14 protein-coding genes and 4 pseudogenes are annotated in these 23,026 nt (G+C 60.6%); 9 read left to right on the top strand and 9 right to left on the bottom strand.

All coding sequences use genetic code 11. From position 1 onward, the window contains the following. The first annotated feature begins 527 nt into the window (after positions 1 to 527). The 5 genes and pseudogenes from repA (at position 528) to BB934_RS27915 (ending at position 6,685) form a co-directional block, all read left to right on the top strand. Positions 528 to 1,730, top strand: a complete 1,203-nt coding sequence (gene repA / locus BB934_RS27935; RefSeq protein WP_099513285.1) for a plasmid partitioning protein RepA — start codon at positions 528 to 530, stop codon at positions 1,728 to 1,730. Positions 1,731 to 2,008: 278 nt separating this feature from the next. Further along, positions 2,009 to 2,869: a plasmid partitioning protein RepB gene (repB, locus tag BB934_RS27930; protein ID WP_237050447.1), complete on the top strand. Its 861-nt coding sequence runs from the start codon at positions 2,009 to 2,011 to the stop codon at positions 2,867 to 2,869. A gap of 767 nt (positions 2,870 to 3,636) precedes the next feature. Beyond that, positions 3,637 to 4,362 (top strand): DUF2270 domain-containing protein, encoded by a 726-nt coding sequence (locus tag BB934_RS27925; RefSeq protein ID WP_099513283.1) that lies wholly within the window; start codon positions 3,637 to 3,639, stop codon positions 4,360 to 4,362. A 79-nt stretch (positions 4,363 to 4,441) separates the two neighbouring features. Beyond that, positions 4,442 to 4,796, top strand: a pseudogene (locus BB934_RS27920) (DUF6454 family protein). Positions 4,797 to 4,906: 110 nt separating this feature from the next. Beyond that, positions 4,907 to 6,685, top strand: a complete 1,779-nt coding sequence (locus BB934_RS27915; RefSeq protein ID WP_099513281.1) for an SLC13 family permease — start codon at positions 4,907 to 4,909, stop codon at positions 6,683 to 6,685. A gap of 215 nt (positions 6,686 to 6,900) precedes the next feature. Here BB934_RS27915 and BB934_RS27910 read toward each other — a convergent pair. Together BB934_RS27910 and BB934_RS27905 are read right to left on the bottom strand one after the other, a co-directional pair. Continuing rightward, positions 6,901 to 7,868, bottom strand: a pseudogene (locus BB934_RS27910) (IS5 family transposase). Positions 7,869 to 7,962: 94 nt separating this feature from the next. Next, entirely contained in the window at positions 7,963 to 10,422 is a 2,460-nt protein-coding gene (locus BB934_RS27905; protein WP_099513280.1) for a hypothetical protein, read from the bottom strand. A 228-nt stretch (positions 10,423 to 10,650) separates the two neighbouring features. On the opposite strand from BB934_RS27905, the pseudogene BB934_RS27900 reads away from it, so the two are divergent. Then, positions 10,651 to 11,171: pseudogene (locus BB934_RS27900) on the top strand (IS5 family transposase); the annotation flags it as partial. Here BB934_RS27900 and BB934_RS27895 read toward each other — a convergent pair. The 4 genes from BB934_RS27895 to BB934_RS27875 form a co-directional block, all read right to left on the bottom strand. Next, positions 11,169 to 11,501, bottom strand: coding sequence for an IS110 family transposase (locus BB934_RS27895; RefSeq protein WP_418294789.1), 333 nt, complete (start codon positions 11,499 to 11,501; stop codon positions 11,169 to 11,171). The pseudogene BB934_RS27900 and the gene BB934_RS27895 overlap by 3 nt on opposite strands. Before the next feature lie 174 nt (positions 11,502 to 11,675). Beyond that, positions 11,676 to 12,329, bottom strand: a complete 654-nt coding sequence (locus BB934_RS27885) for an OsmC family protein (protein WP_099513277.1) — start codon at positions 12,327 to 12,329, stop codon at positions 11,676 to 11,678. Between the two features lie 700 nt (positions 12,330 to 13,029). Next, positions 13,030 to 13,947, bottom strand: a complete 918-nt coding sequence (locus BB934_RS27880; RefSeq protein ID WP_099513276.1) for a complex I NDUFA9 subunit family protein — start codon at positions 13,945 to 13,947, stop codon at positions 13,030 to 13,032. A gap of 332 nt (positions 13,948 to 14,279) precedes the next feature. Beyond that, positions 14,280 to 16,769 carry a class I SAM-dependent methyltransferase gene (locus BB934_RS27875; protein ID WP_099513275.1) on the bottom strand — a complete coding sequence of 830 codons (2,490 nt, stop codon included), beginning with the start codon at positions 16,767 to 16,769 and terminating at the stop codon, positions 14,280 to 14,282. A 510-nt stretch (positions 16,770 to 17,279) separates the two neighbouring features. Here BB934_RS27875 and BB934_RS27870 point away from each other — a divergent pair. Next, positions 17,280 to 17,504 carry a hypothetical protein gene (locus BB934_RS27870; RefSeq protein ID WP_099513274.1) on the top strand — a complete coding sequence of 75 codons (225 nt, stop codon included), beginning with the start codon at positions 17,280 to 17,282 and terminating at the stop codon, positions 17,502 to 17,504. Between the two features lie 1,029 nt (positions 17,505 to 18,533). Here BB934_RS27870 and BB934_RS47395 read toward each other — a convergent pair. The 3 genes and pseudogenes from BB934_RS47395 to BB934_RS47390 form a co-directional block, all read right to left on the bottom strand. After that, positions 18,534 to 18,716, bottom strand: a complete 183-nt coding sequence (locus BB934_RS47395) for a hypothetical protein (RefSeq protein ID WP_157934357.1) — start codon at positions 18,714 to 18,716, stop codon at positions 18,534 to 18,536. Between the two features lie 168 nt (positions 18,717 to 18,884). After that, positions 18,885 to 19,836, bottom strand: a pseudogene (locus BB934_RS27850) (IS630 family transposase). Between the two features lie 340 nt (positions 19,837 to 20,176). Further along, entirely contained in the window at positions 20,177 to 20,374 is a 198-nt protein-coding gene (locus BB934_RS47390) for a hypothetical protein (RefSeq protein WP_157934356.1), read from the bottom strand. A 515-nt stretch (positions 20,375 to 20,889) separates the two neighbouring features. Here BB934_RS47390 and BB934_RS27835 point away from each other — a divergent pair. Together BB934_RS27835 and BB934_RS27830 are read left to right on the top strand one after the other, a co-directional pair. Then, positions 20,890 to 21,360 (top strand): anthrone oxygenase family protein, encoded by a 471-nt coding sequence (locus BB934_RS27835; protein ID WP_099513270.1) that lies wholly within the window; start codon positions 20,890 to 20,892, stop codon positions 21,358 to 21,360. 196 nt (positions 21,361 to 21,556) lie between these two features. Next, on the top strand, positions 21,557 to 22,966 hold the full coding sequence (locus BB934_RS27830) for an ISNCY family transposase (protein WP_099513269.1): 1,410 nt from the start codon (positions 21,557 to 21,559) through the stop codon (positions 22,964 to 22,966). Positions 22,967 to 23,026: the final 60 nt, after the last annotated feature.

The raw sequence follows: 23,026 nt of genomic DNA, 5'->3' as shown, positions 1-23,026 counted from the left end.
CGTCGACCCCTTGCCCACGGGCAATGCAGCAACAGTCCCGGATAGGGAAGGGGAACCCATTGGGAACGCTCGCCGAGACGTATTGCCCGCGGGCAATGTCTTCTTACGGGAGAGGCCAGATCGCAGCGGCCGAGAGCAGGATCCAACTGTCATTGACGCATTGCCCGCGGGCAATGCCGGCTTTTTGAGGAGAGGGTAAGCTCGGGGCAACGGCTTGTTAACCATACTCTCTGGCCCTTTTCGGTGGTTAATCGGCGCCGGTTGCACAGATAGGTTCGCCGCTCTCGGACTCGCGGCTCAAATTCGAGGGATTGCCCGCGGGCAATATCAAGGACGGCAGCACGGTAGGGGAGGGGACCTGTAGATACCATGCAGCGCAAAATTGACGAAAGTCGCAAAATTAGCGCGCGCTCCTACAGTTTCTGCGATCTCTTTAACCAACCGTTAACGCCCGGCAGGCGAACTAACGATCAGCGCAAAAATTGCTGGCCTCGGCCAATTCCGAGCGGCATTGCTAGGAGCCTTCAATGTCAGCACTCGAGCAGTCTACACTCGATCCTGTGGTAGCGCGTGTCGACGAAAACAACCGGGCACAGATCTCCCTTGATGCCGAACTGCTAGCCAAAGAGCTTCAGAAGCACACGCAGCGCATTTTCCCTCCTGTTGCCCAAAAAGCCATTCGTCGGTTTTCCTCGGCAGAGGCGGCTAACTTCTTAGGTATCCACGAAGGCTATCTCCGCCAGTTGGCTGTAGATGGGAAAGCTCCGCTCCCTGAAATTCAGCCGAATGGCAAGCGCACATTTTCAGTCGATGAAATCACTGCAGTTCGGGAATTCCTTGACGGCAATCAGTCTAATAGGCGCTACATTCCGCATCGTATGGCTGGCGAGAAACTCCAAATTCTCTCGGTTATCAACTTCAAAGGTGGCAGCGCAAAAACTACGACTGCTGCCCACCTCTCCCAATACCTTGCCTTGAGGGGCTATCGCGTTCTGGCGATCGACCTTGACCCACAGGCGAGCCTCTCGACCTTGTTTGGTCAACAACCCGAACTGGATGTGTTGCCCAATGAGACTCTCTACGGAGCGCTACGCTACGACAACGAGCGGACCTCCATTGAAGAGATCATTCGCGCAACGTATCTTCCAGGCCTGCATTTCATTCCGGGCAACCTGGAACTCATGGAGTTCGAGACAACGACCCCGGTTGCGAAGGAAGTGAGGTCGTTCTTCCTCCGGATCTTCCAGGCATTGCAGCCCGTTGAATCCGAGTACGATGTGGTTGTCATGGATTGCCCGCCGAACCTCGGGTACCTTACGATGGCAGCGCTATCCGCAGCCACATCACTTCTTGTGACTGTGCATCCCCAGATGCTTGATGTCCTGTCAATGGCACAGTTCCTGAAGATGGTTGGCGACACTGTAAATTTGTTTGGGGACAGACGGCCAGATTACGATTGGCTGCGCTATCTTATTACCCGCTACGAGCCCAACGATGGGCCGCAGAACCAGATGGTCACTTGGATGCGTTCGCTCTTCGAGCATCGTGTGCTTCAAAACCCAGTCCTTAAGAGCACAGCCATCGCGGACTCAGGTCTCACCAAGCAGACGCTCTATGAAGTGGATCGAACCAAATTCACCAAGAGCACCTACGACCGTGCATTGGAGTCCCTTGATCTCGTAAATGGTGAAATCGAAGCCAACATCCGTCGCGCTTGGGGGAGGCAATAATGGCTCGTCAGAACTTACTACAGTCATCCGGTTCTGAACTTGGAACCTCATCCGCTCCGGCTCCTAACCCAGTGGCAGATCAGCAAGCGGCTCTTGCAGACGTGATTAGCAGAAAGAGTGACGCTCCGGTTCTCCCGCGACCCAATCGCCCGTTCGCAAACCGTCCACATGCCAAAAACAGTAGCGTGGATCAGGAGCAGGTGGCCTCCGCGGGCGATAAGGAGATTGCCTCGCTTCCACGGCACACCCGTCCTACAATGACCTCACAACAGAGGATCATGGCAGAGACACTGAACGCTGCTGATCGCGCTGGCGAACTTGAGGAGCAACTCAGATCAGGTCACGCCGTCGTCGACCTGGATCCGTCTACAGTTGACGCATCGTTCGTCCCAGATCGAATGGCTTACTCGGAAGAGGCCCACAGGGAACTTGTCCAGGCTATCAAAGCCGAGGGACAGATCGTGCCCATTTTGGTTCGTCCCCATACTCAGGAGCAGGGGCGATTCCAGGTTGCCTATGGTCATCGGCGCCTTAGGGCTGTAACCGAGCTCGGCATCAAGGTCCGCGCCGTCGTACGCGAACTAACCGATGAACAGTTGGTAGTTGCGCAAGGGCAGGAAAACAATGCGCGGACCAATCTCAGCTTCATCGAGAAGGCTCGCTTTGCGCTGCAACTGGAAGAGCGCGGCTTCCGCCGCGATGTCATCATGCAGGCTCTTTGCGTTGATCGCCCTAGAGTCTCACAGATGGTCAAGTTTGCATCGAGCATCCCAATGGAAATCATCAATGCCATCGGGCCAGCACCGGGCATTGGAAGACGTAAGTGGGAAGACTTCGCTGCATTGATCACGAAGGGCAATATCGACAAAGCCCGGTACGCAATCGAGCGGGCCGAGAATTCAGGGCGCGATAGTGACGCAAAGTTTGAGGCAGCCTACAAGGCCCTCACAACCAGAGCCGAAGTCTCCCGGCCCGAACTTTGGACTGCTCCCGACGGTACCCGCTTGGCGAAATACACCGAGACTGATGACAAGTTTTCTATTGTGATTGATCGGAAGCTATCGCCCCGCTTTGGCAAGTTTCTCGTCAGCCGCCTTGAGCAACTATATAATGAGTTTCAGGCTAGAGAAAAAGAGTAACGCTTGAAATCTAGACGACGTCGCATTGCCTCAATCATCATTCATGAAGTGATTGAGGCGATGCAGGATGAACTACCAATGGTCTTACTCGACCTCCGTTCTGCAGGCTCGCTGGCCCATGGCCGCTAAATGCTGGCAAAGGAAGGGGTAGGGGAGGGGATAAGCTTTTAAAAAACGGCTATACGGCTATGTGGCAGACGATATTCTGTACATAGTCGGATGTTGCGTTCAATCGATCGTTTGAAAACGTCTTTCAAGGCGTTTTGTTAACCAGCCGAAGAGGGGAGGGCTTTCCTAGAACAGGCCGAAATGGCTTAAAACAAAGGCTTCTGAAGCTCAATCGCCGCCGAAACGCCTGCGGACGCACTCAATCCTAGATCTCCAATACAACCTGCTAAATCGACGCGGGTTTACGGCCCTTCAACATCGCCTTCTGCTGTACATCAGATCGTAGTCATATCGGATTTCGGTTCGTCAAGGTAAACTTTGCTGGGCCTGATCAATAGCTTAGCCGTTCGCAAAGCGTGCCTTCGGCCTAGTGGGGGCGGACTTCGACGATAGAGAGCCGCTGGCGCCGGAAACGTATGACTTGGCTGGTCCAGGCGAGGCATCTCAACGTTCGCAATGCCGCTCGACCGAGGTGTGACGGATTGATCTGCGAACGTCGTCGACCAGTGCTATAATGCCTTATCAGGTCCTGACTAGGACGCGCCTTCCGCGCTGACCGAGAGTGTCCGAACGCCGTCCAGAGTGGAGGGAAGGACACCATGCTATCGAAAACCGATCAGAGCACTGTCCAGGTTCTGCGCCCCACTATCGCGGCACCCGTCTTTCCCAGCACCTCGACCGAGTTCATCACCGTCCTGGCGCATTATCATCGCGCCGAGATCGCCCGCATGGCGGGCTGGCGCGATCGGATCGACCGGACCACCAACTGGGCCATTACCGTAGTGGCGGCAATGCTCTCAGTCTCGCTCTCCACGCCGACCGCTCACCATGGCGTGCTGCTGTTCGCCATGGTCCTGGTTCTGCTGCTCCTGGTGATTGAGGCGCGCCGGTACCGCTTCTTCGACGTCTACCGCAACCGGGTGCGCCGGATGGAACGCAACTACTTCGCCCAGATCTTTGCCGCTGAGGAGGGGACGACGGACGACTGGATCCTCAAACTGGGGGATGATCTCAGACGGCCCATGTTCCTGACCAGCACCAGTCAGGCCCTCTCCCGCCGCCTGCGGCGCAACTACTGCTGGCTGTTCCTGATCCTGCTGTTCGCCTGGCTGGTGAAGACCACCTTCATCCGAATGCAGGAGAATGCTGCCGAAGCCCATTTGGTCGGCTCGGTCGGAGAGTGGGTGCGCAACGCCGCCATCGGCCCGGTGCCAGGCTGGGCCGTGATCCTTGCGGTCACGCTCTTCTATGCCTGGATCCTGTATGCCTCGCTGCACCGGCCGAAAGGGGAGGGCGAACTGGCCTTCGGCAATGTCCATGTATGAAAGAGATGACCAATAGGATCGCCGTTGTCTCGCTTCTGAAGGCTCTCACCCCAGTCTGCAGAGACCTTGAGTGCGCAGCATGGGTATGCCGAAGCAGGCGGCTGCTCTGGCAGTCTACGAGCTCACCAATGCCGTGCCTCAGATCGGGCTGGAGCAACTCCGGCGGCTGAACACCTCGCACTATCTCGATGACCAGGACTGCAAGTACGTCGGCGGCCACCGCATGCTGTGCTCCGGCGTGACCGAAATGCGGGTGACCTCTGACACTCCCCTGTTTCGGCTTGGCGGTCTCTATCTGGTCAGCCTCACCGATGGCCGGCCGCCACCGCCATGATCCGGTCTGGAAGGAAGCAAGCGATGCAGGCGTTCGGGGCTACTTCATGCCCGAGGACGACAAGTCGGTGCTCTACATCTACGAGACCGAGCTGAAGTAGCGCGTTGACGATGCCGAAGCCCAGCGTGGGCGAGTCATGGTTCGCGGCTCTCAGTGGCCTCTGGTCGCGGCCACGTGTTAGCCTTGCAGACGTTGTCCCATGGTGGATCGATGGCTCTCGATCAGGCCCTTGCCTTCGCCATCCTCGCCGCGGCTATGATCCTCTTTATCTGGGGCCGGCTGCGCTACGATCTCGTGGCCATTCTCGCGCTCCTGGCGGCGGTGTTCACCGGCGTCGTGCCGCACGGGGAAGCGTTCAAAGGTTTCGGCGACGACATCGTCATCATCGTGGCAAGCGCCCTGGTCGTCAGCGCGGCGGTGGCCCGCTCCGGGGTGATGGAGGCGGTCCTGCATAGGGTCTCGTCACATGTGACCTCGGTGCAAGGCCAGATCGTGCTGCTGGTCACGGCGGTGACCATCCTGTCGGCCTTCGTCAAGAACATCGGCGCGCTCGCCATGATGATCCCGGTGGCATTCCTGGTGGCCCGGCGCCTGAAGGCCTCCCCTTCCTGCTTTCTGATGCCGATGGCCTTCGGATCTCTGCTCGGCGGCCTGGTCACCCTGGTTGGCACCTCGCCCAACATCATCGTCTCGCGCGTGCGCGGCGAGTTGACGGGGCAGCCCTTCGGCATGTTCGACTTCGCCCCGGTCGGGCTCGGCCTCGCCGTGGCGGGTGTCGTGTTTCTGGTGTTCGGCTTTCGGCTGCTGCCGGGCAGGCGCAAGGCCAAGGGCACCATGGACGAAGCCCTCGACATCCCCGACTACATGACGGAGGCCCGCGTCACTGCGGCCTCGGTGGTCACCGGCCGGCCGGTCGGCGACCTGGCGCGGTTCTGCAACGATAAGGTCATGGTAACAGGCATCGTTCGGCACAAGACCGTCCGCATGCCGCTTCTGCCGGATGCCATCCTGCTTGAAGGCGACATCCTTCTTCTGGAAGGGGATCCTGAAGCGCTCGAACGGGCCGTGGCGCGGGCGCGCCTGGAACTTGAAGGCGGGGACCGCCCCACCCACACCGCGCGAGCGGCCGACGAGATCGCCGGGATCGAGGCCGTGGTCGGGCCGCGATCGATCCTGATCGGCCAAACCGCCAAGCGCATAACGCTGCATGAGCACTTCAACATCAACCTGCTCGCCGTCAGCCGCAGCGGCCAGCACTTCACCGAACGGCTGCGGGACATCGTCCTGCAGGCCGGTGACGTCCTGGTGCTGAAGGGCGACCTTACCCGCCTGCCCGGGACGCTGAGGGAACTCGGCTGTCTGCCGCTGGCCGAACGGGCGATCCGCCTGGGCAATGTGCGTCAGGGTCTCGTTCCGGTTGCGGTCCTGGGCAGCGCCATGGCGCTCACGGCCGTCGGTGCGCTGCCGGTTGCCCCCGCCTTCCTGACCGCCGCGGTGTTGATGGTCTTGCTGGGAGCGCTCTCCCTGCGCGAGGCTTACGCCGCCATCGACCCGCCAATCCTGGTGATGCTCGGGGCTCTGATTCCGGTGAGCGAGGCGATCCGCACCACGGGCGGTGCCGATCTGATCGCCAGGGGGCTGTCGGACCTGGCCGGGACCTTGCCGCCTTACGGCGCGCTGGCGCTCGTGATGCTGGCGGCGATGGCGGTCACGCCGTTCCTCAACAACGCCGCCGCCGTTCTGGTGATGGCCCCGGTGGCGGTGAGCTTCGCCCAGCAGCTGGGCTACCGGCCCGATGCTTTCCTAATGGCGGTAGCGGTTGGCGCGGCCTGCGACTTCCTCACGCCGATCGGGCATCAGTGCAATACCTTGGTGATGGGGCCGGGTGGTTATCGGTTCGGCGATTATTGGCGGTTGGGACTGCCGTTGTCGATCCTCGTCCTGGTGCTGGGCGTGCCGCTCATCCTGCTCGTGTGGCCGCTGGTCTGACGGGCCGCCTGCGCTGGTGCTTCGTGTTCGGGGAGGCGGTCTTCACCGAGCAGTAGGTAAGACCTTGATCAGCGCCGGACCTGATCGGGAGGTCACCTTTGAAGGCACATTGTCTGATTGACAGAGGTGAGGCTGGGAGGCCACCATTCGATGGTGGGGGGACCGTGTTGCATGGATCGGTTGGTGAGCAGACGGAGACCACTTCGTGCCTTTGTTCAAGCGATGCGGACGGACTTCAGGCGTCCAAGCTCAAGCATGCGGTTCAAGGCATGAACTGCGATGGCGATTTCGGTCGCGCGACGCCGATCGGTCCGCGAGCGCAAGCCGTTCCCAATCACTCGTTTAAGCCGGCTTATAGACGCCTCCACCAGAACCCGACGCGTGTACCCGGACTGCTTCTGCCAACCCATGCGTCCATGCTCCGCGATGCTTTGGAGGTGTCGGTCGCGCGGGGTCGGAGCGCTCTCCCCATCCTCGCTCAGCACTGCCGTTGATCGTGGTGGAACGATCACATCAGCATCAGGATGGTGCTTGCCAATGGTGCCGTAGATACCAGCCTGATCGTAGGCTCCATCACCGATGAAGGAGGCGAGTGGAGCTGCAATCTGGTCGAGCAAGGGCTCGACCAGGGAGCCATCATCGACATCGCTGGCCGTCAGCTCTGATGCAAGGATCTGCCCGGTCCCCGCGTCAACGCCGATGTGCAGCTTGCGCCAGGATCGGCGTCTTTGGGTGCCGTGTTTCTCGATCAGCCATTCGCCGGGCCCACACAACCGCAGGTCTGTGCTGTCGACCAGCAGGTGAACGGGTCCTCTGGAGCGTGAACATAGCCTTGGGACCTCCAGGGTCTCGGCCCGCCGGCTCAGGGTTGAGTGATCCGGCACCACCAGATCCAGACCCAGGAGCCTCAGGATCGAGCCGATCAGCCCTCCGTCTGACGCAAGGCCAAGCGGAACACCGCTCGTAGCGTTAGCGCCGTTCTGATCGCCAGGGCTGAGTAATGCGGCTGGCCGCCTCGTGTTCGGCGCGGCTCAGCCCGCCAGGCGGCAATCGCTTCCTCAGTGAACCAGATCGTGAGGCTCCCTCGCTGGCGCAAGGCCGCATCGTACTCCGCCCAGTTCGTCACCCGGTACCGTTGCTTCGGGATGTGGTGACGGCGAGCAGCGTTGGCTTGGAATGGCACGGCAGACATCCGAGTTCAGGGGGGCAGCTCTCCTATGCCATCCCGCTCCGGCCGCCAAATCGCCTATTCGTGCAACATGGCGGCGTCGCATGTCTTAATAGGCGACGCGTCTCTCTGTGACCATGGATGCGAGATCGACAACCGCCTCAAAGGCCTGCGCGACCCGCGCGACTGCCAGATAGATGCGGACTTTTGGGGTTCCTTGCGAAACTTCCTCGATGGCAGCCGAAATAGCAGACGAGATCTTCGCTTCGGATACACGCTGATCCCAAGCATAGTGTAAGTTATCCCTTACGATACGGATATCGGATTTCGCTAGTAACGGTACCTCTGCCGAATTCAGGATTCTGCGGACGTACGCCAGAGCGACAATGAACATGGTCGAACGGAACAGATCGTCCCCATAGCCAAGTAGCGCGAATGCTCGGCCCGACAGGAACTCCGCCAGGATCGCATCTGCGCCCTTGAAGTCGTCACTCAGGCGAAGATCGTCATGAACCGCGACGATAAAGTCAGACGGCCTTGTCATCTCCCATTCACCGTCTAGCGGATCTTCCCAATCCCGATCCGGATCGGCGCAGGTAGCAAGATGATCGAGGAGGGACTCATCCTCCTCAGATAGACGGTCCCCAAAGACCGCGTCGTATGCGTCTGCATTGAGGAATACTGTCTCTATGGGAGCAACCTTTATGTTTGCATGGCTGAAGAGCCGTTCGGCAGCTTCCCTCAGCTTCGCCACTCCCCTAGGTGATAGAGCAACTGTCTTCACTGTTTGGGGTAGCGAAGCCAGTGTGTGGCTGAAGTTGGCCACCAGCTCCTGCGGGTACCATTCTCCGCCGTCGATGTTGCGACCTGAAACGGTCGAATAGACCACGGGCTGAGCCATTCCGCCGACCCATGTCCGCAGAAGCCAGAACGGCTCGTCGGTCTCATCCTCCTCCAGTTCCTCTAGATGCACCCACTCCGCTTTACCGTCCCGGCATCTGAGAACTTCGAGGTCATCGACATCGTCTTCCACCTCGTCGGAAGCAGCCTCGAGAATGGAATTCGGATCGATACTGACGCCTGTCGGCAGCTGTTGGAATAGCACTTCGGGAACATGTGGCTCTTCGTGATCCGGCCAGACATCCTCCTCGATAGTGACCGGTTCTCGCACCCTATGATGGGAGCCCTCGTACCCGATGGCATCGAGCGACTCCTTCCAATCTTGAGAGATCACTTGCCTGAAATGAGCCGCGAGGGCAGACGGAACCCGGAAGCGGACGAGGATATCACCACTGAAGGCCGAGAGGCTGCTCTGTAAAGAAAAGACGTCGGAGATCGCCTGGTCCAAGAAAACTTCCGCGATGCGGTCGGCGATCATAGGCTCCTGGACCTCCCCCAGCATGTGACCGAGCTTGAGATCCAGCGTCAGAGGCATCATCACGCCAGCCTCAAGGGTCAGGCTCAACGTCCTCTCAATGCCGACATAGGCCGACAAGGCCCGGTTGGTAACTTCGAAGATGTAGAGCAGTCCGGTTTTGACGTCCTCCCCAAAGAATCCGAAGACGGAGCGCGGATCCTTGACATCTAACCCCAGTGCGAAGCCCCCGGCGGCCAAGGCTTCAAGCGAAGCATACTCGGAAACGATCGTCTCTACCCTTCGGCCGGGCACAAAGTCTGGCGTCTCAGCCGGGGTCACGCGCCGCAGATTTGAGTGCGCGATGAGGCTCGCGCTCCGCAGGATCTCTCGCGCTCGCAAGCTCTCCCTGGTATCGCGTCCACTGGATGATTGCTTTGCAGTGAACCAGCTTCCTGGATAGTATGGACCCACGAAATACGCAGGACCAGGCGTATGGTTCGGATCCCGGATCCCGGCCCAATGTCCGGAATAGGTCTCGATTAGGGTTCCGATCGCGTGAACCGCATAGTCGTTATCCCCCACACTGCCCTTCACATGGCTCTCAACCCTCAGCGCTGGCTCCAACATGAAGGGCAGTTGCTGCTCCAGCCCGTGATAGGGGACCTCCTGCGCATCCAGATGAGTGGCGATCTCGGCAATATCGAGATGAAGCTTAACCAGGTCTGCCAGAACGGCTGCTCCGCACGCCTGCATCAGGTCATCAGTATGGAGGGATCCTTTGTAATGTGCTGCCACAACATCATGGATCATGCGGACGACAAGGGGAGTGCCGTCCTGGCCCGCGACATATTCGATGCTCCGCCGCAAAACAACAAAGCGCAACAGACCCTGTGAGGAGAATTCAACGACGACGGCGTGATTGATAGGATCCCGGGATACGTGTTCCAGAACGTCGATATTCCGTTCTTTCACGTCGTCTGGATCAGCCGATTGCCGGTAAGCCTCGATGAGCCGCAGGACCGTGTCGCTCTCTTGGGCAACATGGACGTGGGATCCTGCTTCCAAATCTGAGAGGTCGAAGGCCGCCGGCACCTGAATTCGGGCGACAATCGCCTCCTGCATCTCCTTCACATCTTCGGATTGAGGTCCAAAGGGAAGGATAACCGACACTGGAAGAAACCCACCGAGCGGCACGTGCTCATTGTTCATCATCCGGTCCTCCTACCAAGGCTAGCCTCTATCCGCCGAAGACGGATCCTAAAGAGATTCTCTTCTAACTCCCTAACACCAGCTTGCTCCTGACAATCTACCAAACCCAAGCGTCCCCGTCTTCTTTGGGCTTGACGGGGACGCCAAAATGCCTTGTTGCCCGAATGGGCGATTTGGCGGCCGGAGCGGGATGGCATAGGAGAGCTGCCCCCCTGAACTCGGATGTCTGCCGTGCCATTCCAAGCCAACGCTGCTCGCCGTCACCACATCCCGAAGCAACGGTACCGGGTGACGAACTGGGCGGAGTACGATGCGGCCTTGCGCCAGCGAGGGAGCCTCACGATCTGGTTCACTGAGGAAGCGATTGCCGCCTGGCGGGCTGAGCCGCGCCGAACACGAGGCGGCCAGCCGCATTACTCAGCCCTGGCGATCAGAACGGCGCTAACGCTACGAGCGGTGTTCCGCTTGGCCTTGCGTCAGACGGAGGGCTGATCGGCTCGATCCTGAGGCTCCTGGGTCTGGATCTGGTGGTGCCGGATCACTCAACCCTGAGCCGGCGGGCCGAGACCCTGGAGGTCCCAAGGCTATGTTCACGCTCCAGAGGACCCGTTCACCTGCTGGTCGACAGCACAGACCTGCGGTTGTGTGGGCCCGGCGAATGGCTGATCGAGAAACACGGCACCCAAAGACGCCGATCCTGGCGCAAGCTGCACATCGGCGTTGACGCGGGGACCGGGCAGATCCTTGCATCAGAGGATGCCAGCCCGTGCGCACGATCTGAGCAAGCCTTCGGCATCGTCGCGGTCGTTCTTGTTGAACTGCATCGCCAGAGCCGCCTTGGCATGGCGGGCATCGAGACAGATCACCTCCAGGCCATTGCGGCGCAGCCCATGCACGAGCCAGGGCATCAGCGGACCAGTCTCAACGCCGACGTGGAGATCGCAACCGTGCTGGCGCAGGATCTCGGTCAGAGCTTCGGGATCAGTCGGAGCCGTGCCACGCCAGAGGCGGCGGCCCTGCTCGTCCACGACACAGATCGTGGTCTCCTTCTGCGACACATCCAAACCGGCATAGTGGGTCATCATCAGCTCCTGCTCTGTTGGGCCAATCAGACTGTCGCCTGATTGGCGTCTCCGCCAGAGCTCGCGCGCCACCCGCGATTATCCGATGTCCACATAAGTCATATGTGCGGCCTGTTAATGCGGCTCATGTAAGCACTTGTCCTGATGAAATCCGCAGATCAGGTTCCCGGCAGGTTAACGCGCTCGAAGCTCTGACGGTGCCAGACTGTTATCTGCGTGCTCTACTAAAAGGGTGAGCGCGTTGATGTGGAGGGGACTTCCTGCTCCAGTCATCCGGATCCAGCCGGGAGGGTCGCTTGCCGGGAAACTCTGGTCAGAGTCGCGGTCGACCGGGTCATAGCTCTCACCGGGGGCATGTGCGGTCAAGGTCGTGACGATGTCGAGCCCCGAGGTGAGCATTCCAACCAACGGGCACATGTCTGCAACTTTGAGGAGGAGGTCTCGTTGGGTATCCGAGAGTGGCCCAACAAGGTCAATGCTCCGCTCGATGCGGTCAGAAATTTTCCCCGATGGGTGCCTGTCCGCGCTTGTCGGGTGAGTTTGAGAATGGGTGAGGCGCACAACGACTTGTTCAAGAGGCCACGCCTTACGCCGAGCGAAGGCTCCCACGATCATTGACGTACACGCCCCGAGAGCCGCCAGAAGATACTGATAGGGATCAGGACCGGCGGCTTGTCCCCCAGCGCCCAAGGGCTGATCGGCGTGCAGGGTATGGTCACCGACGAAGATCACTTGTCCGAACTCAGTGTGCTCCAAGTTCGTTACGATGGCCGTATTGCTGCTGCCTTCTGCCTCGCGCTCGAGAGGGCCCAGTGGAGTGATCTGCATCTGCGACCTCCTTCAATGCGAAAGCATCGCTTCGATACTTTCTAACTGTGAACAATCTCGACAACATGCCTAGTTAAAGCACTATACCACTTCTCGCAGTTTCGCGCCTGAGTTTGGGCAGCCGCTGCAAGAGATTGCTGGCAGGCGATGTCACATCAGATAAAAGTCTTTGGTTTGGTTCTTCAGAAAATCTAGCGCATGCTAAGTGGCTTACATAGCCACGAGCGCGTCGCGCCAGTTTGCCTCGCTCGACGAGTAAAACGTACTCTCATGGCAGCGTGGCCGGATTTGACCGAGGGTGTGTCAAAACTCAAACAGGCTCGGCCTTGCCGAACGATTTGTACAAGTTCACGCTTCTGTACCGGGGATTTCCCGGTCTAGCGAGGCTTACAGGAAATTAAATTGCTCCACGGAGCGGCCCGATCACGTTTTGACGCAGGCTCGACCCGCAGCAGACCTCGGCCAAAGAGGCGCACCAGTATCAGGACGTGATCGAGATGTTGGGGCGGAACCGGCCGGCGCATAGTGAGCGCGGCCCTCTGTGCATGGGCCTGCACCAATTCACCTGCCTCGCTATGCCCGCACGTACGCGAGTTTCAGTCGTCAGCTCCGGCCGGAGCGCCAGATCGACAGGATGGTCCAGAGACTTCAGTAAGCCTGTGCCCGTATATGAGGGTCTGCCTTGTTTAGGCCTGAGACGTCAGCCCCGTCCTACCTGTCGGTAGGCCGAGAGATATTCAGGCACGATGGTCTCGAGCGCTTGAGGCTCGACACCAAGATCACCAAGCAGCGGCTCGGAGCCGCTGACCACCTTGTGCGTTCTCAGCAGCCGAACCTGGTCGCGGGTGAGCGGTGCACCGGGAAACACTTGCAGCAGCCCGCTGAGCAGCTCAGCCGCCCAGAACGGCACGGGCACCAGCAACGGTCGGGCCCTGATCATGGCACAGACAAACTCAAGCAGCTCCCTAAAGGTATAGACTTGGGGACCTCCGAATTCGTAGATCTTCCCTCGGCTCGCCGGGTGCGCCAGAATCGCCGCGAAGCCCGCCACGACATCCTCGACATAAACGGGCTGAAACCTGGTTTGGCCGCCGCCAATCAGCGGCAGGGCCGGGAGCCGTCGCGCCCGTGCGGCAAAGCCGTTGAAGAAGTGGTCGTCTGACCCGAAGACCAGGCTGGGCCGAACGATTGCCGCCTCGGGGAACGCGGCGCGCACCGCCTCTTCGCCGGCTGCCTTGGAGCGGTCCGCTAGCGCTGGTGCGGTGCGGCTGGCCCCAAGCGCCGACACATGAACGAGGTGCCTGACACCCAAGTGCTTGGCGCTGGCGGCCACCCGGCGAGCCCCGTCTTCATGGATGGCCGTGAAGGTGTGCCGTTGCGCCGGCGAGAGAATGCCGACCAGATTGATGACCGTGTCAGCCCCGTGGACCGCAGCCTGAACAGCTACATCATCGAGAATGTCGGCCTCGACCTGTTGGATCCGTGCCAACCTTGGAGGCTCTCCTGTTGGGGAAGGATGACGCGTCGCGACCCGTACGGATGCTCCCGCCCTGGCGAGATGCTCGACCAGATGCCGACCGATAAAGCCCGATCCGCCGAAAACCGTGACTTGCGTCATCACTTGGCTAAGTCCCGGAACATGGCCAGTCGACTGCAGTCACTCTGCCTCCTCCATACCATGCTTATCGCTTCGAAGCTTCAGAAGTGGCACATCCGCGAAGTAGACCGAACGTCCGCTTAAGATGGGAACCCCGGACGTTGTTTATGGGGCGGCAATCTCCTAGCGTGACCCGCAGCGGCTCTCCACCAGTCCTCCACTGCTTTCACCGACAACCGAGCAGCGGTGCCCGCAGCGTTTGATGTCGGCATAACCATCTTTCAGTCCGGCCGGTCGGCTTACCCCTCAACGCATCAGGATTCAGCAGAGATGCACTCCTCGTGGGATCTCTGTCATGAGACCGATGTCAGGTCGAGCGTCGAAGGTGGACCTTCGTCTCCAATTGAACGGCCGCTCTCTCGCATCGCCCGGGCACATCTGGCGAGAAGCAAAGCAGGTCCGGGCAGCAGAAGGTAACAGATCGCCCCAATCCGAAGCGTCGTATCGATGCCGAACTCGATGCTTGTCAGCACGGCGACGCTGGCCGCGAGCACACCGGCTGCTCCGTTGATGCCCCAGAACCAAGGGGTTGGTTTCTTGTCGATCGCCGACACCAGCCGCATTCCGGTCGGAAACCCGAAGCCCATGAGGAAGCCGGCTGGCGAGAGAACCAGCACCGCCAGTCCGGCTCGGAGCAAGAGGCCTGCGCTCTCAAGCCGGAGCAGGATGTCGGGCAGCCAGAAAGGCAGGAGAAGGAGGTACAGACTGGTCAGAGCCGACCAGCTGACGAGCCTCGCGCTGCTGTCGAGTGGGGCACGCTCGGACACCAGGCTGCCGATGCCGGTCGACAGGATCAGGCTGAAGAGGACGACGCTGAGAGCATAAACCGGGTGGCCCAGAAACACGCTGATGCGCTGAAGCAGGCCAATCTCAACCATCATGAAGCCGATGCCAATTAGGCCGAAATAGAAGGTTCCGGCGCCGATCAGCCCGGATGGCCTCGAACTCACCATAGACCGCAGCGGAACGATGATCGTCGCTGCGACGAGAATGGCCGAGATGAGGATCAGCATGGCGAGTGTCAGGGTCGCGCTCAGATTGCCTCCATAGACGCCCACCCTCGAAGCCAGAGTGAAGACGTCCTGATCAAGCAGGCGACCGAGCCGCAACTGGTTGAAGAAGAACGGGCGTGCATCAGTCGGCGGGCTCAGGTCGAGGTAGGAGGCCTCGGTGGCCCGCGCGAGAGCGCTGCGATCGGGCGCCGCCACGATGCGCTCGAGCAGCGGCGAGGCGGCCGGTGCCTGCGGGCTCAGCAGGACGGAGAACGCGTAGGTGTGCGCAGCTTGCCGGAGCGCCGCCAAGGCTTGGGCCGACAGCGGCGAGCGCGACATGACCAAGGTCGCCACATTGTCTGACGCTGCCATGAAGAGGTGTCTCTTCGGGTCCGTCGCCCCAAGGGATTGGAGCGTTGCCACAGCCAGGCTCACCATGCGGCCGGTCTCGTTGACCTCGCCGGGGGCGTACCAACGGCTCACGGTGAAGACACCCGACGGCGTCAGGCGCTCGAGGAAGATCCGCCAGGCCTCGACCGTGTAGAGGCCGTTCTCCGACAGGGTGAAGGCGCCGGCGCCAGTGGCCGCCCAGGTGTCGATCAGGCTCATCTGGATGACGTCGAAGGAGCGTTCGGCGCGGGCGAACCAGCTTCTCGCCTCATCGACTTCGAAGGAGAGGCCGGGCTGCCGACCGATGGCGGTGTCGTTCGCGAAGCGCCGGGTCAACAGGTCGATGAAGATCGGGTTGATCTCGACGCCGACCACTTCTGAGACACCAAACACGCGCGCTGACAAGAGGTCCCGGCCGCCGCCGACGCCGATCACCGCCCCGGTCTGCAGGCCGGGAACTGCGTAGGCGAGGTTGGTGACGTCGTAGCGGAGGAAGGCCAACTCGTTCAGATCGCCGGAGAAGCGATAGACCGCGGTCCCGGCACCGCCGTCGATGTTCATCCAGCGCTGCTCGATCGGATCTGCGACAAAGCGTGGGGACGGTCCCCAGAGCGCCGGTCGCGTCCTCTCAGGCTGGCCGACCGTGATGCGCGAGAACGAGTTCCATTTCTCATAGGCGATCGTCGCCGGATGCTCGATCTGGTCCTTCACCACCGTCGGCCGGACGCCCTCGATCAAGCTGTTAGCGAAGGCGAGGATCGCAAGGCCTGCAAGCACAGGGCCGCGATACCGGAAAAGCCAGCCGGCCACAGACCGGCCCAGTGGCACATCCCCGAGATCCGCCCGCGCGAAGAACTGGCCGCCGGCGGCAATAAGGACCGCAATCCAGAGCACTGCCGAGGGACCACTGACCAGATTGAGCAGACCGAGGGCTCCGAGGCAGCCGAGAGCCGCGCCGAGCAGGTCGATCCCATAGACCACGCCGACGGGGAAGGGGCTGCGGGTCAGGGCTAGGCTGACGACGATGCCGGAGAAGAAGAACGGGAGAGACAAGGCAACGGCGAACTCAGTCCAGACGACGAGTGACATGACCGATGCGGGCAGGCTCGTGACAATGGTCAACTGCACCAGGAGTGCCAGGATCGTCGCGAGGGCGAAGCTGAGTGAGGCGGTGCTCAGGTGATAGGACAGCTGCCCCGGGCGGTACCGCTCGGGCCGGAGATAGACCCAGACCGCTCCGGCCGTGAGGCCGAACATCGCGACGCTGATGACGAAAAATGCCAGGTGATACCAGGATGTGACGGAGATGATCCGGGTTTCGACGATCTGCAGCATCAGGGTTGCTGCGGTGATCAGGCCGAGGCCTGTATAGAACGACAGTCGTTGCGCAATCTTCTGCAATCGTCGTCCCCGTATCTTGGCGGATCGATCGCGGCTCTTGCCATTCAGTCAGCCGAACGATCCCGGCAGGCTCATCGGCAGGAGATCCGACGCAGAAGGACTTTCCCACAAATCGCGAGCGCTGTCAGCTTGGCAGCAAAGCCGTCTGGCTTCGGTTGCTCATGCCGCTCGGAGATCGAAGCCGAGGTGCTGGATCGCGCCGACATATTGCCAGGTGGAATGTCGCCTTCTGGCAGATTTCGTTGAAAAACTCCCGGGCGCTGCTTCGCCGATCTATTACTTGTATAGCGTGCTCAATCGGGCTCAATATCCTGTAAACTGACTTCGCAAAAATCAGCGGTTGCGGACTTTTTCAACAGTATCGGCACAACGCGGACGAAACATCACGGTCAGGTCATACGCGTAAAGCCGACGTTAGAGCATTCTTCGAAAGGTCTCCGACAACTGCGTGACCTGATCCGGTCACACTCGGCTGACATCATTCCCCTGCTCAGGTTAGAGGAACCCGCTATGGTCGCACCACAATTCACGGACGAGGAGATCACAGCCCGGGCGCGGCAGCTTGCCAACGAGCAGGGGCCTGGCTGGGAGGCTATCACGGCAGAGGAACGGGTCGGAAAGGACACGGCCGAGTTCCGCTACTGGCGAGAGCGGGCCCTGAAGGAGCTAGAGGCTGAGCACTCGACAGTCCTCGAAGTGGACGCCAGCACGCCCAAAACGGTGGGACTGGATTAGAAATTCACCAGAGCTATGCCCGCCTGTCTGGCGGTTGAGGATTTGCCCCAATCCTGGATTGCCGAAACCCAGATGCAAGCCGTCAATGCACTGACTGCCGCACAGGTCGCTTGCGCTGGCTAATCGCCTGTGCCTGGTGCTTCGCGTCGTCGTTTCTCTCTAGAGCCTCTCTGACAGCCCACCTGTTGGGCTGGGCTCCCATGCCCCCCTTTGGCTTTTCCTTCTTTGGCTTTTTGGCTTCCCGGTTACTGTGCTGCTCGCGATGTGCCATGGCATAACCTTCCAAGGCTTCAGATGCCTCTCACGCCAAAAGTCTCCGGCTACCAGAGTATATCACACCCGACCCATGCTGACGCGGACGGGGTGCGGATACGCTTCCCCTCGCAATGCGGCCCGCTCCCGAATGCCCCTTTAGGAGGATGCAAAATTACATTTACGTGTTGTAAGCCTTGCCCCATAGCCGCGCTCCCACAATCAAAACACGCAGTCGTGGGAGGGACATCTTGACGTCCATTCAGCACTTGGCTCTCGCCAGACCATCCGTACGCGATTGCAGCTACAACCTGTTCCGGAACAAGCCGCGCCCTGAACTCCTCTGTGCTGTGCCAGAGGACCATCCGGTACCAAGCCTCCTTGGCCCCGAGGAATGGGTTTTTGTGCGAGCTCTCCGCCCTTCAGATCCATTGCCGCCGGGATTCAACGATCGAGCCGCTTACACTGGAGTGCGGTTCAATGGCCTCTACTTGTTCCAAGTAACGGTCTCGCACGAGAGGATGGCCGCCTAATCCAACAGGCACCGTTCACCACACCCCGCCATGCGCTGACGCAGGTGGGGATGCGGTTGCGCTATCCGACCTTCGGCACATCATCTCCCGGCAGCTCAGACGGCTCCGGCGGCAGGTCGGGCCCCTCGCCGGGGTCAGGCTCCACTTCAGGAATTGGCGTTGGGAAATCAGGCAAAGGAGGTGCAGGAATATCCGGCTGCGGTGTGTCAGGGTAGGGGATATCAGACATGGCAACACGCTCCCTTCATTGAGTACCTGGAGGCGGCACGAAAGGCACATCGTCTGGCGCAGGCTCGCCATGGTCTGATGGGGTGCCATCCTCTGGAACAGGATCAAGCTCCGGCAGCTCGGGCAGCGGCGCCGGCAATTCTGGATCGTCCGGTTTCGGATCTTCTGGCTTCGACGTTCCGGCCATCTCGCGCTCCATTCAAGGCTATCGCATAGGAAGCCATCACGCGGGCACCGGTTCCCTGAAACACTGCAATCATTCTACTGACCGAAGCGGTGATGCGCTTCTGCCCTATCATCCAGTCTCCGACGCAAGGGAGCCTATTCATGCACGTCTTTGGAGCCTTTGAGTTAGAGCATCGGCTGTTCAGACGAATCCATAACCTGCGGCAGTGAAGTAGTTGCGGCATTCCTCAGCTTCGACCCCATCACAGATGTCCCCGATGGCCCGCCAGAGCGCGTCAAAGGTGCGGGCTTCGGCTTTGCGCAGATGTGCTTTGATCTTGGCGAAGAGTTGCTCAATTGGGTTCAAATCGGGCGAATAAGCAGGCAGGAACAGGAACCAGGCGCCGCGTTGCTTCAGACACTGCGCCGCCGTCTCACTCTTGTGCGCCGGCAGGTTGTCGAGGATCACCACGTCGCCCTTGGACAGCGTCGGAGCAAGCTGGGTCTCCACATAAGTCTCAAAGATCTGACGGGTCATCGGCCCATCGATCACCCAAGGCGCCGTCAGACCACAGTAGCGCAGCCCGGCGACAAAGGTCTGGGTCAGCCAGTGGCCGAATGGTGCCCTTGCATACAGACGCTGCCCTTTGAGGCAGCGGCCGCGCAGGCGCGTCATCTTGGTGGATGTGCCGGTCTCATCGAGAAACACGAGCCGGTGCGGCTCCTGGCGCATGCGCGGCTGGCGTTTTGTGTGCCAATGCTCGCGGGCCTGGCGCACGTCGGAGCGTTCTTGTTCGCTGGCCCGCAAAGTTTTTTTTGACGCTATAGCCGTGGCGGATGTACCAGCGCGCGATGGACGCCGGCGTGATCTTGGTGCCCAAGGCCACCAGTTCGGCCGCGAGCTGGGGCATGGTGATGTCGTTCCTCTCGGCGACGCGACGGATCAGAAACTCGCGATGCGGGTCGAGCTTGGAGTAGCGCCAGCCGCCCTCTGGTTTGGGCGCCAGGCTGCCGGTGGCCCGATACGCCGCCATGAGCCGCACCACAAACGCGACCGACACCTCAAAATGGCGCGCGGCCTCATGGCAGGAATGCCCCGCCTCAACAAAGCGCACCACCCGTTGCCGCAGATCCAGCGAGTAGGACTTGGTCATCGCTCATCTCCTCTAAAGAGGGCCGAGATAAGGGAATCACAAAGCCGTCACGCCGCATAGCCTCCGATTCAATCAGAACAGCCGATGCTCTAGATATCGAGCCCGGCACTCCCGACAACCCAGCTTCCCTCAGGGTTGCTCTCCTGCGCTACGTCCGGAGCGAGGACGGGCACCTATTCATCACACCGGAGTGCACATCCTTCGAGGAAGTGGAAGGACAGCTTAATTCTCTCCAGGACGAGTTGGACGAGATCCGTGAGAGAGCCCGTCGAGCGTTCCAAGTCGCCTAGTGGCCGTCTAACACTACCGGCTCGCGTGTCAGGGCAAGGATGCGACCAAATCAATCGCATAAACGCCCATCGCTCCACCTAAAAAACCGCCCGTCCGACTGGGTCGCCGCTGTCGCCGTGAGGTTGACGACAGCCGCGCCCTTCAAGATCCAGGCAAACCCGTCAGCGGAGAACAGATCAGCGGCCAGCCAGCCGAGAGCGGCAGCCTCGTGTCCATATCGGTCGAGAAAGCGACCCGCATCGTCCACGGCCCGCTGCCACACTTCGACTGAATGGCCTGCCGGACAAGCGATCTGAAAGGCCGCGAATGCGAGCGACAAGATCGGCGGGACGCGGCCCTCGATGTCCGCGATTGCCGCCCGCTCCTCAATATCGAGGTCCCACTCTGCTCGGAATAATGCAGTTTCGGGCTTGTGCTCTGCGACGTCCCATCTATCCCGGCGATATCGTTGCCCTGGCCGTGTTCGCCTAGGGCGATGTTCCTGCGGTAGGACGGTGCGGAGACAGCTATAATCTCTTGGCTTGGGTCTGGAGCATCTGCCCCTGCTGCTCCTCATCCAGGCGGGGAGAGACTGGGGAAATGTGTTCGTCTCGGCCTCTCCCTCGCCAAGCATTCGCGAGTATTCACGCACTGGCTGAGGCCTGCAGCGTGGCCAGTTTTACTGCATACTTGGCGCGGCGTTCCATAAGGCGGCTTGAACACTTTCCGCATCCGGCTTTCTTTCCCAAGTGCGACATGATCGCCATTCGGGAGTAGAATGGAATGATGGCTTCTACTCTTATCTCGTTCTTGCAGGCTCTGGCCTTGCTGGTGCTTTCACTGGTGGTCGGGGCAATGTTCGGCGTCTGGCGCGGCTTCAACCCCGCGAGCTTCTCGCCCGCCACTTTCGTCGAGGTGCAGCAGGGCGCGATCCGCGGGCTCAACGTCTTGCTGCCTGCAATGGGAGCAATCTCCATAGTCACTGTGTTGCTTCTGGCATTCTTTGGGCGAGGACGACCAATCGTGCTGTCGCTCTATCTGGCTGCCGCCGCGGCCATGATCGTCGCCGGCCTTGTGACTCGCTTCGGCAACCAACCTATAAACACGATGGTCATGAGCTGGAGTAAGCTGCCGCCGGCCGGTTGGGAAACGCTGCGCGATAGCTGGTGGAGCTGGCACCTGGTGCGGCTGGCGGCCGGGATTGTTGCGGAACTCCTGCTGATCACTGCAGTCTTCGCCAACCGCAGCTCCTAAGAGAGTTCGCCTCTACCAAAATGCATCAGAACGAAGCCGGCCCTTTCGCCGATTCTGATGCGGCAGGAGGAACTGTTCCATAAAGGCGCTTCCGCGAAATTCGCGTGTAGGCGCAAAGTTAAATTGTCAGCACTGAGCAAAGTCAAAATGTCAGTCTCCTGCCCTTTGGGATCGAGGCACGGAGGCGGCAGATCTGATGGGCATGGTGCTGATGAGCAAGCGAGAACTCAACCGGATCGATGTTCTGGCGCGCCTGGAGAGCGGCCACCTCACCCCCGCCGCGGCCGCCGAACTGCTGCGGGTCAGCGAGCGTCAGGTCTATCGCCTGGTGCGCCGCTTTCGCGACAGCGGTCCAGCCGGGATCGCCGATCGCCGGCGCGGCCATCCCTCCAACAACCGGCTGCCAGCGGTTCTGAGGGACCATGCCGTCAGCTTGGTACGGGAGCATTACCGGGATTTCGGCCCAACCCTGGCGGCCGAGAAGCTCGAGGAACGCCATGATCTGCGGATCTCTCGTGAGACGCTGCGGACCTGGATGATCCAAGCCGGGCTCTGGTTGCCGCGCGCCGAGCGCAAGCGCTTTCACCAGCCGCGCCACCGTCGCGAGCATTTGGGCGAGCTGGTCCAGATCGATGGCTGCGAGCACCGCTGGTTCGAGGATCGCGGCCCACCCTGCACGCTTCTGGTGTTCGTGGACGATGCCACCAGCCGCCTGATGGCCCTCGGCTTCGTGCCGTCGGAAAGTGCCTTTGCGTACTTTGAGGTGCTCAGACGCTATCTGGACACGCACGGCAAGCCGGTCGCGTTCTACTCCGACAAGCATTCCATCTTCCGGGTCAGCAAGGAGGAGGCGGCCAGCGGCGATGGCATGACCCAGTTCGGCCGGGCGCTTGCGGAGCTGAACATCGACATCATCTGTGCCAACTCCAGTCAGGCCAAGGGCCGGGTCGAGCGCGCGCATGCGACCTTGCCGGACCGGCTGGTGAAGGAGCTGCGGCTGGCCGGCATCAGCGATCTGGAGGCGGCCAATGCGTTCCTGCCCGGCTTCATCGAGAGCTACAACAGCAAGTTCGCCCGACCGCCGGCGCGGGATCGGGATCTGCACCGGCCATTGAACGGGATGAACGATCTTGGCGATATCCTGTGCTGGCGCGAGACGCGGCGGGTCTCCCGGCAGTTGGTCGTGCACTACAACCGGATGAAGTTCACCTTGCATCCAACTGAGATCACGGCGCGACTGGTGGGTCAGCTGGTGGAGATCTTTGACTTTCCCGATGGGCGGCTCGAGATCCGCTGGAAGGGTCTGCCGCTGGCCTATGCGGCGTTCGACAAGCTGCAGCGGGTCAATCATGCGGCGATTGTCGAGAACAAGCGGCTGGGCGAGGTGCTGGCGTGGATCAAGGAGCAGCAGGACGCCCGGCCCGTTCCATCCGGCCTTGGGGCAGGCCCCCGCCGCTCGAGCCAGAAGGCCGGCCTGATGAAAGATCGCGCGGATCGCCTGGCGCAGGTTGCCCAGTCCCAGCCCAAACCCAAACGCCTGGGCCGCCGGCGCTCCGATCGGACGGTCTGCGCACCGCCGCCCCAGGCTCCGTCTCACCCGGCCTGACTGACATCTCTACTTTGCGCTTCAAGCGACATTTCAACTTGGTTGCCACATCGGAAATTC

Source organism: Microvirga ossetica, assembly GCF_002741015.1.
Lineage (GTDB): Bacteria > Pseudomonadota > Alphaproteobacteria > Rhizobiales > Beijerinckiaceae > Microvirga > Microvirga ossetica.
This window is presented reverse-complemented; position numbering and strand designations above follow the sequence as displayed.

Bases quoted from the DNA above. Each gene is read 5' to 3' on its own strand.
- BB934_RS27835 (WP_099513270.1), top strand. From the start codon at position 20,890: ATGATGGCTTCTACTCTTATCTCGTTCTTGCAGGCTCTGGCCTTGCTG.
- BB934_RS27880 (WP_099513276.1), bottom strand. From the start codon at position 13,947: ATGACGCAAGTCACGGTTTTCGGCGGATCGGGCTTTATCGGTCGGCAT.
- BB934_RS27885 (WP_099513277.1), bottom strand. From the start codon at position 12,329: ATGCAGATCACTCCACTGGGCCCTCTCGAGCGCGAGGCAGAAGGCAGC.
- repB (WP_237050447.1), top strand. From the start codon at position 2,009: ATGGCAGAGACACTGAACGCTGCTGATCGCGCTGGCGAACTTGAGGAG.
- BB934_RS27925 (WP_099513283.1), top strand. From the start codon at position 3,637: ATGCTATCGAAAACCGATCAGAGCACTGTCCAGGTTCTGCGCCCCACT.
- BB934_RS27895 (WP_418294789.1), bottom strand. From the start codon at position 11,501: ATGACCCACTATGCCGGTTTGGATGTGTCGCAGAAGGAGACCACGATC.
- BB934_RS47395 (WP_157934357.1), bottom strand. From the start codon at position 18,716: ATGGAGCGCGAGATGGCCGGAACGTCGAAGCCAGAAGATCCGAAACCG.
- BB934_RS27830 (WP_099513269.1), top strand. From the start codon at position 21,557: ATGGGCATGGTGCTGATGAGCAAGCGAGAACTCAACCGGATCGATGTT.
- BB934_RS27905 (WP_099513280.1), bottom strand. From the start codon at position 10,422: ATGATGAACAATGAGCACGTGCCGCTCGGTGGGTTTCTTCCAGTGTCG.
- BB934_RS27915 (WP_099513281.1), top strand. From the start codon at position 4,907: ATGGCTCTCGATCAGGCCCTTGCCTTCGCCATCCTCGCCGCGGCTATG.
- BB934_RS27870 (WP_099513274.1), top strand. From the start codon at position 17,280: ATGGTCGCACCACAATTCACGGACGAGGAGATCACAGCCCGGGCGCGG.
- repA (WP_099513285.1), top strand. From the start codon at position 528: ATGTCAGCACTCGAGCAGTCTACACTCGATCCTGTGGTAGCGCGTGTC.